The 9,619-nt window shown below is 59.2% G+C and carries 10 protein-coding genes; 6 read left to right on the top strand and 4 right to left on the bottom strand.

The annotated features are described in order from the left end of the window. Positions 1 to 186: 186 nt before the first annotated feature. Positions 187 to 645, top strand: a complete 459-nt coding sequence (locus ABJ99_RS25310) for an REP-associated tyrosine transposase (RefSeq protein WP_054088129.1) — start codon at positions 187 to 189, stop codon at positions 643 to 645. A gap of 27 nt (positions 646 to 672) precedes the next feature. Here ABJ99_RS25310 and ABJ99_RS25305 read toward each other — a convergent pair whose 3' ends face one another. The 3 genes from ABJ99_RS25305 to gabT form a co-directional block, all read right to left on the bottom strand. Beyond that, the gene (locus ABJ99_RS25305; protein WP_002555947.1) at positions 673 to 1,161 is read right to left on the bottom strand and encodes an Lrp/AsnC family transcriptional regulator; all 489 of its coding nucleotides are present in this window, start codon (positions 1,159 to 1,161) and stop codon (positions 673 to 675) included. A 47-nt stretch (positions 1,162 to 1,208) separates the two neighbouring features. Continuing rightward, complete coding sequence (locus tag ABJ99_RS25300) at positions 1,209 to 1,865, bottom strand: HAD family hydrolase (RefSeq protein ID WP_054088128.1); 657 nt, start codon at positions 1,863 to 1,865, stop codon at positions 1,209 to 1,211. 77 nt (positions 1,866 to 1,942) lie between these two features. Further along, entirely contained in the window at positions 1,943 to 3,247 is a 1,305-nt protein-coding gene (gene gabT / locus ABJ99_RS25295; protein WP_054088127.1) for a 4-aminobutyrate--2-oxoglutarate transaminase, read from the bottom strand. Between the two features lie 283 nt (positions 3,248 to 3,530). Here gabT and ABJ99_RS25290 point away from each other — a divergent pair, with 283 nt between their 5' ends. Continuing rightward, a complete protein-coding gene (locus tag ABJ99_RS25290; RefSeq protein WP_054088126.1) occupies positions 3,531 to 4,460 on the top strand; it encodes a 2-hydroxyacid dehydrogenase in 930 nt (309 codons plus the stop codon). Between the two features lie 66 nt (positions 4,461 to 4,526). On the opposite strand, the gene gabP is transcribed toward ABJ99_RS25290, so the two are convergent. After that, a complete protein-coding gene (gabP, locus tag ABJ99_RS25285; protein ID WP_054088125.1) occupies positions 4,527 to 5,918 on the bottom strand; it encodes a GABA permease in 1,392 nt (463 codons plus the stop codon). Between the two features lie 695 nt (positions 5,919 to 6,613). Between gabP and ABJ99_RS25275 the strand changes: the two genes are divergently transcribed. The 4 genes from ABJ99_RS25275 to ABJ99_RS25260 all read left to right on the top strand — a co-directional run bounded on the left by ABJ99_RS25275 (position 6,614) and on the right by ABJ99_RS25260 (position 9,619). After that, a complete protein-coding gene (locus ABJ99_RS25275) occupies positions 6,614 to 7,387 on the top strand; it encodes an ABC transporter ATP-binding protein (RefSeq protein ID WP_054088123.1) in 774 nt (257 codons plus the stop codon). 13 nt (positions 7,388 to 7,400) lie between these two features. Beyond that, positions 7,401 to 8,171: an ABC transporter substrate-binding protein gene (locus ABJ99_RS25270; RefSeq protein ID WP_054088122.1), complete on the top strand. Its 771-nt coding sequence runs from the start codon at positions 7,401 to 7,403 to the stop codon at positions 8,169 to 8,171. A 66-nt stretch (positions 8,172 to 8,237) separates the two neighbouring features. After that, positions 8,238 to 8,933 (top strand): ABC transporter permease, encoded by a 696-nt coding sequence (locus ABJ99_RS25265; RefSeq protein ID WP_054088121.1) that lies wholly within the window; start codon positions 8,238 to 8,240, stop codon positions 8,931 to 8,933. Continuing rightward, entirely contained in the window at positions 8,930 to 9,619 is a 690-nt protein-coding gene (locus ABJ99_RS25260) for an ABC transporter permease (RefSeq protein WP_007248246.1), read from the top strand. The genes ABJ99_RS25265 and ABJ99_RS25260 overlap by 4 nt, the downstream gene beginning before the upstream one ends.

Below are 9,619 nucleotides of genomic sequence, written 5' to 3'. Positions count from 1 at the left end.
CGCTCCCACGCACCTATGCACCTATGCACCTATGCACCTATGCAACTGTAGGAGTGGACTTGTCCACGAAGGCTGACTATCAAACACCGAATTAATCATTGAATTTACATGCTGTAAAGCATTCTTCCGTTGCCCCGGATACCAAGCGCTAAAGTTCGACGTTGAACTAACTTCAGGAGCAAGGGAATGCATGTTTACTCTGCGTCACGACGTTTGCGCACAGGCCGATATTCTGTAATAGGCCAGATATATATGGTGACGTCAGTAACACGAGGACGCGAACCGGTATTTGCCGATGTTCAACTCGGGCGCTTGCTGGTTCAAGAGCTGAGACGATGCGAAGAGCAGGGACTGGTCAAATCGCTTGCCTGGGTCGTAATGCCTGACCACGTTCACTGGCTTCTTGAGCTCAAAAAGAATGACCTGCCCATGCTGATGCGACAGATCAAAGCACGCAGTTCGATAGCCATCGGGAAAATAAGAGCCCGTCCCGAAACGCTATGGCAGTCCGGGTACCACGACCAGGCTGTACGCAGCGAGCAGGACATGGTCGGTCTGGCTCGCTATATCGTCGCAAATCCGCTGCGCGCAGGGCTGGTGAAGAAGGTAGGGGATTATCCCTTGTGGGACGCGATCTGGATTTGACCCCCCGCACCCACACTTTACGCTGTCTCAATGCCGCAACAACTTGCGCAGCGGCACGCCGTCTTTCATGACCGGGGATTTGATGACGATGTAGCTGAAGTACTTGGAGATGCCGATGTTCTTGTCCAGCAGCTCTTCGATCACTTCCTGGTAATGCTGAATGCTGCGGGTCATGAAGCGCACCAGGTAGTCGTAGCCGCCGCTGATCAGATGGCATTCCAGCACTTCGTCTACGTGACGGATGTTGGCTTCGAATTTGGCGAAGTCTTCGCGCTTGTGGTCGCTCAGGGAGATTTCCGTGAACACGGTGACCGACTCAGTGATTTTTGCGAGGTTGAGGTGCGCTTTGTAGCTGGAGATGTAGCCCGCCGACTCCAGGCGTTTGACGCGTTGCAGGCAAGGGCTCGCGGAGAGCCCGACCGCGTCGGCCAGGCTCACGTTGGTCATGCGCCCGTCTTTCTGGAGTTCTACCAGGATATTGATATCAATCCGATCCAGTTTGACCAAGCCTTCCATTACCTACCTCATGTATTGCCATTCACGGTGCCTACCTTCTAGCAAAATCAGCGCCGTAAAGACAGCTGATGCTGAGCCACGAGATCGGCCATGCTGTTGATGCAGATATCGGCCGTGCAGCGTTGGCGGTGCTGTTCACGACCACGACGGATCAGGCACAGCCCGCCGGTCGCCAGCGCCGAGGCCGGAGGACGGGAGACCCGCAGGGTTTCGCGCGGGTCCAGGTCCATCTCGGCAAGCCAGCGTGGATCGTCCAGCGGGTGCGTGGTCAGCGACAGCAGGCTGTCGGGTTCGAGGCCCAATCGCTCGCAGAGCAGGCTGCGATCCTGCACGTCGCGGTCGGCATACACCAGCAACCGATAGAATTTGCGCAGATAGAGCATCGCGCCCGGAGCGTCCTCGAACAGCGTCCAGTTTGGCACCGAGCGGGCGAAGGTCATGCCCTCCTCCCAACTCGCCTTGATGCCCAGCCGTTCGGCCAGCTGTCGATGCGCAAAGCACAGCAATCCGCTGAAACCCAGTTCGTCAAAGCGCGGATACAGCGTGCGGATGACATCGTTGAACTCAGTCAGTATCTGATCCTTGCCGGGCGTGTTCAGGCTGTTATCCAGCAACGGCTGCAAGGCCGACCAGATGCCAGAATCACGATCCACCAGAACTTCATCACAATCGATCAGCAGTGCGCGGTAATCAATAAGCCCCATGACAGGCAATATCTCCATTACGTGATCCCAGCACCGGTGATCGCGGCGTCAGGCGACAACCGCGACCCCGCTTGTGCTCAGCTGGACTTCAATACTCGTGCCAGAGCGGCATCGAGGATGGTCAGCGCCTCGTCGATCTGCTGTTCGGTGGTCACCAGCGGTGCCAGGAAACGCAGCACGTTGCGGTACACGCCGCACTTGATCACCAGCAGGCCGCCGATACGCGCCTGATCGATGACCTTCTGATTGAGATCGGCGTCCGGGCTGCGGGCTGCGTCGTTCTTGACCATTTCCATGGCCAGCATGAAACCGGTGCCGCGCACGTCGCCGATGCAGTTGTAACGCTCTTTGAGCTTGAGCAGCCCGGCACGCAGGTGTTCGCCCAACTGTTCGCCACGCGCCAACAGATTGTCCTGCTCGTATGTGTCGATCACCGCCAGCGCCGCGGCGCAGGAAAGCGCATTGCCGCCGTAGGTGCCGCCCAGGCCGCCCGGAAGCGGTGCATCCATGATCTCGGCCCGCCCGACCACGCCCGACAGCGGCATGCCACCCGCGAGGCTCTTGGCGACGGTCACCAGGTCAGGCTGGATACCGGCATGCTCGAAACCGAACCATTTGCCGGTACGACCGAAGCCGGTCTGGATTTCATCGAGAATCAGCACGATGCCATGCTGTTCGGTCAGGGCGCGCAGGGCCTTGAGGAATTCGACTGGCGCAGTCAGAAAGCCGCCGTCGCCCTGGATCGGCTCGATCAGGATCGCGGCCACACGGTCCGGTGCAACCTGGGTCGCCAGCAATTCATGCAGCGCCGCCAGAGCCACTTCAGTAGTGACGCCGCGGTACTCGTTCGGGTACGGGGTGTGGAACACTTCCGGCGCCATCGGGCCGAAATTCTGTTTGTACGGCTGGCTCATGCCGGTCAGCGTTGTGCCGAGCAGCGTACGACCGTGGAAGCCACCGCGAAACGAGATGATCGCCGGGCGATTGGTGTGGGCGCGGGCAATTTTCACCGCGTTTTCCACCGCTTCGGCACCGGAGGTAAAGAACACTGCCTTGTGATCGATACCGCTCTGCCCCGCGATCAGCTGACTCAGGCGCCTGGCCAGATCGACATACGGCTGATAAGACGCTACTTGAAAGCAGGCGTGGGTGACTTTAGCAAGCTGCGCCTGAATCGCCGCGACCACGTTCGGGTGGTTGTGGCCGATATTCAGCACGCCGATGCCGCCGACGAAATCCAGATAGCGCTTGCCGTCGACGTCCCACAGTTCAGAGCCTTGCGCGCGGTCGATAACCAGCGGGTGGGCCGTGACGATGCCACGCGGCACGAACTGGTCGCGCTGACGGAGCAGATGAGGGGTTTCGTCGACTTTGCTGTTCATGGCTATACCTATCGTGGGCCGGGCAGCCGGCAGGTGGCTGCGATGCTGTTCAGGTTAAGCGTTCAGCGAAATGATCTACGCCGAACTTGCCCCTCCAGATGTCCAGATCGACTGTTTTTTACCCGTCAAACGGCAGAATCCTTCAGCCCCTCGACGCGCCACGCAATCTGCCGGACAACGCTGCTTTTCAGGCGTTGCACAGCCCTGTCGACAAGCGTTTCGACAGATCCTGCTTTCGACTTGCGGCATGATGAAGGCCCACCTTCACGCTCAGGAAATGCCCATGCCCGCCCTGCTCTACAAAGCCGACCCCGCACGCGCCGAACGATGGCGTGTTCTGTTTGCCGAGCACGCGCCTGACATTGAATGGCGGGTGTGTCCGGACATCGGTGATCCGGCCGACATCCAGTATCTGGGCGCCTGGCTGGCACCGGACGATGTGCAGACGTTGCTGCCCAACCTGAAAGTGCTGTTCGCCCTGTCGGCCGGAGTCGATCAACTGGACTTGAGCCGTATTCCGAAATCCCTGCCGGTGGTTAGGCTGCTGGACCCCGGCATCAGTCACGGCATGTGCGAGTACGCGTCATTCGCCGTGTTGAGCCTGCACCGGGAGATGCTGCGTTATCGGCAGCAGCAAAATGAAGGCGTGTGGAAGGCGCACCCGCTGATACCGGCGCACAAGCGGCGGGTGGGTGTAATGGGCCTGGGTCTGCAGGCGCAGCATATTCTGTCGAGCCTCAAGCCCTTCGGTTTCGAGCTGTCAGGCTGGGCACGCCGCGAGCATCACATCGACGGGGTCGCGTGTTACGCGGGAGATGAGCAACGGGATGCGTTTCTGGGTCAGTGCGACATTCTGCTATGCGTACTGCCATTGACCGGACAGACCGAGGGCATTCTCAATCGTCAGCTGTTCGAGCGACTGCCGAAAGGTGCGGCACTCATCAACATGGGCCGTGGCGGGCATCTGGTGGAAGCCGATCTGCTTGAAGCGCTGGACAGCGGCCAGCTGAGCGCCGCCGTGCTGGATGTGTTGCAGCAAGAGCCCGCGCCCGCCGAGCATCCTTTCTGGAAGCACCCGAAGATCCTGCTGACCCCGCACGTAGCCGCCATGACTCAGCCGGAAAGCGCGTTCCCCGGCCTGCTCGACAACATCCGTCGTTTCGAACGCGGCGAAGCGATGCAAGGCCAGGTCGACCGCGGGCAAGGTTATTGAGGGTTGCTGAAACAGTGCTGCCTGATCGCGCCCATGCAGGGAACGAGCAGGCAGCTGATCAGCCAATCAACCCAGCGCAGCAGCACCCACACGCCCGGCATTGCGGCGGCGCGAGACGATCATACCGGCACCAATCACCAGCAGGCTGAGCACACCGGTGGCGATGATTTCGATGCGGTGCTCTTCCTGGATCAACATGATGGTCAGTACCGCCACGATGAATACGATCACCGCCCAGGTCAGCCATGGGAACAGCCACATCTTGAAGTCGATGGCCTCGCGCGCCGCGATACGCTTCTGACGCATCCGCAACTGCGAAACGGCAATCACCAGATACACCAGCAGCGCAATGGCACCCGAGCTGGCGAGCAGGAAATCGAACACCGCCGCCGGTGCGATGTAGTTGGCGAATACGGTCAGGAATGCCGCTGCAGTCGACATGATCACCGCCCAGTAAGGCGTGCCGCCCTTGCTGGTGCGCTTGGACAACGCCGGTGCATCGCCGCGTTTGCCCAGCGAAAACAGCATGCGCGACGCGGTATACAGCGCCGAATTCAGGCAACTGGTCACTGCGACCAATACCACCAGATCGACAATCAGCTTGGCGTTCGGAATGCCCATTGCGTCGAGCACCGTCTGATACGAACCCACCTCGGCCAGACGCGGATCATTCCACGGCACCAGCGACACGACGATGAAGATCGAAACCAGATAGAACAGGAAGATCCGCCAGATCACAGAGTTGGTGGCCTTGGTGATCTGCTTGCCTGGATTCTTGGACTCAGCCGCTGCAATAGTCACGATTTCCGTGCCCATGAACGAGAACATGGTGGTCAGCATTGCCGCCAGCACTGCACCCATGCCGTTGGGCAGGAAGCCACCGGTATCGAACAGATGGCTGACGCCGCTGACATTACTGGTCGGCAGCAGACCAAAAATAGCCGCTACACCCAGCACCACGAAGGCGATGATCGCCACCACCTTGATCAGCGCGAACCAGAACTCGAATTCGCCGTAGTTCTTCACGCTGAACAGATTGGTCGCGGTCAGCACCAGAGTGATGACCAGCGTGAACATCCAGATCGCGATGTCCGGGAACCAGGCATGCAGAATGGTCGCGGCGGCGTTGGCTTCCAGCGGAATCACCAACACCCAGAACCACCAGTACAACCAGCCGATGGTGAACCCGGCCCAGTGCCCGATGGCCCGGTCAGCGTAAGTCGAAAACGAACCGGTATCCGGTGAGGCCACGGCCATTTCCGCCAGCATGCGCATCACCAGCACGACCAGCGTACCGGCCGCAGCGTAGGCCAGCAGCACGGCAGGTCCGGCTTCGGCAATCGCGTGGCCGGAGCCGACGAACAAACCGGCGCCAATCACGCCGGCAATCGACAGCATCGTGATGTGTCGAGGTTTCAGCCCTTGTTCGAGCTCGGAAGAGTTAGCGGTACTGCTCATAAAACCACCTGTGCAAGACGAGCGAGACACACCGGAGCGTTACGTAAAGAGAAACCTACGGTGCCGTTCTTTATTTTTGACGCAAGAATTGCGCCAAAATATTTCAAAAACGACGTCGCTTAGGGAATACAAGCGCTGTGGCTTGGTCTGCGCAGCCTGCGCAATGAAGATGTTTAAGCACTGCCTGTAGGATTTGTTACCGAACGCCTCAGATTCGTCTACACCCGCGCACCAAAAATGCCCCACTCCACCTGCCAGGCTCAAACATGGTGCAGCGATCAGGCTGCCGCTGAGCAAAAGCTGCTTCCAACAGTTGGCCAAAGCTGGCAACATCGCGCCTTTTTCGCGCACACCCAGCTGAGTCGGGCATCAAACCTGCTTTTTTGCGACCTTCCGCTGCCGAGATGCGACAACCCGCCGAACACGTTCCCCTTGGGCGAAAGACGCTGATGGTTGTCCTTCAAACGCTGTGCTAGGTTCTGTACGAAAGTCGGCAAGCGAAGGTCAGGCAAGGCAAAAACAGGCGAGGAACGGCCGGGGTCGCGTTCGACTTTACGTGTTGTAAATGAGCATTCCGATCGGACTCGCGCACGAGCCTGTTTTTAACGCAGCATCACCGATGCGTAGCCACTTTACGTACAGAGCCTGGCTTGGCGTTCGCCGGCAATAAGCGCACACCTGAATGAGGACCCCACATGGCCGAGGCCACGCCCGCCCTGGAAATCCGCAACCTGCACAAGCGTTACGATCAGCTTGAGGTGCTCAAAGGCATCTCGTTGACCGCTCGTGATGGTGATGTCATTTCGATTCTTGGCTCATCCGGTTCCGGCAAGTCCACATTGCTGCGCTGCATCAACCTGCTCGAGAACCCGCATCAGGGTCAGATTCTGGTGGCCGGCGAAGAGCTGAAACTCAAGGCTGCGCGCAACGGTGAACTGATTGCCGCCGATAACCGGCAGATCAATCGCCTGCGCAGCGAAATCGGCTTCGTGTTTCAGAACTTCAACCTGTGGCCGCACATGAGCGTGCTCGATAACATCATCGAAGCGCCACGTCGCGTGCTTGGCCAGAGCAAGGCTGAGGCCGTCGAAGTGGCCGAAGCACTGCTGGCCAAGGTCGGTATTGCAGACAAGCGTCACGCCTATCCGGCGCAGCTGTCCGGTGGTCAGCAGCAACGCGCCGCCATTGCGCGCACGCTGGCCATGCAGCCGAAGGTCATTCTGTTCGACGAGCCAACCTCGGCACTTGACCCGGAGATGGTCCAGGAAGTGCTCGGTGTCATTCGCGCCCTGGCCGAAGAAGGTCGAACCATGCTGCTGGTGACTCACGAAATGAATTTTGCACGTCAGGTATCAAGTGAAGTGGTGTTTTTGCATCAGGGAATGGTCGAAGAACAGGGCACACCGCAGCAAGTATTCGAAAACCCGCTGTCGGCACGCTGCAAACAATTCATGTCGAGTCACCGCTAACGGAGCAACACCCATGCAGTCGTACAAAAAGATCTTGCTGATCGCAGCGGCCACCCTTGCCTTCAGCGGCAGTGCCTTTGCTGAAAAAATGAAAATGGGCATCGAAGGTGCCTACCCGCCGTTCAATAACAAGGACGCGAGTGGCCAGGTGGTGGGCTTTGATCGCGAGATCGGCGACGCCCTGTGCGCCAAGATGAAGGTCGAGTGCGAAGTGGTGACGTCTGACTGGGACGGCATCATTCCGGCGTTGATAGCCAAAAAGTTCGACTTCCTGATCTCGTCGCTGTCGATCACTGATGAGCGCAAGCAGGTGGTGGATTTCACCGAGCCGTACTACTCGAACAAGCTGCAATTCCTGGCACCGAAAACATCTTCCGTTGATGTTTCGTCGATTGAAAAAGCCAAAGAAAGCCTGGCCGGCAAGTCAGTGGGCGCACAGCGCTCGACACTGGCCGCCTCCTGGCTGGAAGACAAGCTCGAAATCATGGACGCCAAGCTCTATGACACTCAGGAAAACGCGTTCCTCGACCTGTTGTCCGGTCGCGTCGACGTCATGCTGGCCGACAAATACGTCAGCTACGAGTGGCTGAAAAGCGAAGCGGGCCAGAACTTCGAGTTCAAAGGCGAGCCGGTCGTGCAGAACGACAAGATTGGTATCGCCGTGCGCAAAGGCAAAGACAGTGACGAGCTGCGCGAGCGTCTGAACGTTGCCCTGAACGAAATCATCGATGACGGCACCTACAAGAAGATCAACGACAAGTATTTCCCTTTCAGCATCCGCTGATTCACCTGACCGCGTCGCCGCCGCTTGCTGTCGAAGCGCGGCGACCGGCCCTGACAAAGCCTGCGCATGAACATTGATCTCCACGGATTCGGCCCGGCCCTTGCGGCTGGCGCGCTGATGACTGTCCAGCTTGCACTCTCGGCGCTGTGCCTGGGTGTGATACTCGGACTGCTCGGCGCTTTGGCCAAGACCTCGCCCTACAAGCCGCTGCAATGGCTGGGCGGTACTTATTCGACGCTGGTACGCGGCATTCCCGAACTGCTTTGGGTGCTGCTGATTTACTTCGGCACCGTCAACGGCATGCGTGCGCTGGGTGAGCTGTTCGGCATTCCCAATCTGGCATTGAGCGCCTTCGCTGCCGGGGTTATCGCCTTGGGGCTGTGCTTTGGCGCGTACGCCACCGAAGTGTTTCGCGGTGCGATCCTCGCCATTCCCAGAGGCCATCGCGAAGCAGGACTGGCGCTGGGCATGTCGCGCTCGCGCATCCTGTTCAAACTGGTCTTGCCGCAGATGTGGCGTATCGCCCTGCCTGGTCTGGGCAACCTGTTCATGATCCTGATGAAGGACACCGCGCTGGTTTCGGTGATTGGCCTGGAAGAAATCATGCGGCACGCGCAGATTGCCGTCAGCTTCACCAAAGAGGCGTTCACGTTCTATATGGTCGCCGCCATCATGTACCTGGGCCTGACGGTGCTGGCAATGATCGGCATGTACTTCCTCGAAAAACGCGCCGGTCGCGGCTTTTTGAGGAGCGCGTCATGAACTGGGAAGTAATCATCAAGTGGCTGCCGCGACTGGCGCAGGGCGCGACCCTGACCCTGGAGCTGGTGGCCATCGCCGTCATCGCCGGGCTGATCCTTGCCATCCCGATGGGCATCGCTCGCGCTTCCCGGCACTGGCCGGTGCGCGCCCTGCCGTACGCCTACATTTTCTTCTTTCGCGGCACGCCATTGCTGGTGCAACTGTTTCTGGTCTATTACGGCCTGGCGCAGTTCGATGCAGTGCGTCAGGGGCCACTGTGGCCTTATCTGCGCGACCCGTTCTGGTGTGCGGTGATCACCATGACACTGCATACCGCCGCCTACATCGCAGAAATCCTGCGCGGCGCGATTCAGGCCGTGCCAGTGGGTGAAGTCGAGGCGGCGCGGGCGCTGGGCATGTCAAAGTGGAAAGCGCTGTTTTACATCGTCTTGCCACGTGCCGCGCGCATCGGCCTGCCCGCCTACAGCAACGAAGTGATCCTGATGCTCAAGGCCAGCGCCTTGGCCAGTACCGTGACACTACTGGAACTGACCGGCATGGCGCGCACGATCATCGCCCGCACCTACCTGCCGGTGGAAATCTTCTTTGCGGCGGGCATGTTCTACCTCGTCATGACGTTCGTGCTGGTCCAGGGTTTCCGTCTGCTGGAAAAGCTATTGCGCGTAGACGCAAGTCAGGGACGCTGA

Origin of the sequence: Pseudomonas syringae pv. cilantro (assembly GCF_001293775.1) — a bacterium.
GTDB lineage: Bacteria > Pseudomonadota > Gammaproteobacteria > Pseudomonadales > Pseudomonadaceae > Aquipseudomonas > Aquipseudomonas syringae_P.
The sequence above is the reverse complement of the archived record's forward strand: the minus strand, read 5'-3'. Positions and strand labels throughout refer to the sequence as shown.

Coding starts and splice junctions, on each gene's coding strand:
- ABJ99_RS25260 (WP_007248246.1), top strand. CDS start 8,930: ATGAACTGGGAAGTAATCATCAAGTGGCTGCCGCGACTGGCGCAGGGC.
- ABJ99_RS25310 (WP_054088129.1), top strand. CDS start 187: ATGCATGTTTACTCTGCGTCACGACGTTTGCGCACAGGCCGATATTCT.
- ABJ99_RS25300 (WP_054088128.1), bottom strand. CDS start 1,865: ATGGGGCTTATTGATTACCGCGCACTGCTGATCGATTGTGATGAAGTT.
- gabP (WP_054088125.1), bottom strand. CDS start 5,918: ATGAGCAGTACCGCTAACTCTTCCGAGCTCGAACAAGGGCTGAAACCT.
- ABJ99_RS25305 (WP_002555947.1), bottom strand. CDS start 1,161: ATGGAAGGCTTGGTCAAACTGGATCGGATTGATATCAATATCCTGGTA.
- ABJ99_RS25265 (WP_054088121.1), top strand. CDS start 8,238: ATGAACATTGATCTCCACGGATTCGGCCCGGCCCTTGCGGCTGGCGCG.
- ABJ99_RS25290 (WP_054088126.1), top strand. CDS start 3,531: ATGCCCGCCCTGCTCTACAAAGCCGACCCCGCACGCGCCGAACGATGG.
- ABJ99_RS25270 (WP_054088122.1), top strand. CDS start 7,401: ATGCAGTCGTACAAAAAGATCTTGCTGATCGCAGCGGCCACCCTTGCC.
- ABJ99_RS25275 (WP_054088123.1), top strand. CDS start 6,614: ATGGCCGAGGCCACGCCCGCCCTGGAAATCCGCAACCTGCACAAGCGT.
- gabT (WP_054088127.1), bottom strand. CDS start 3,247: ATGAACAGCAAAGTCGACGAAACCCCTCATCTGCTCCGTCAGCGCGAC.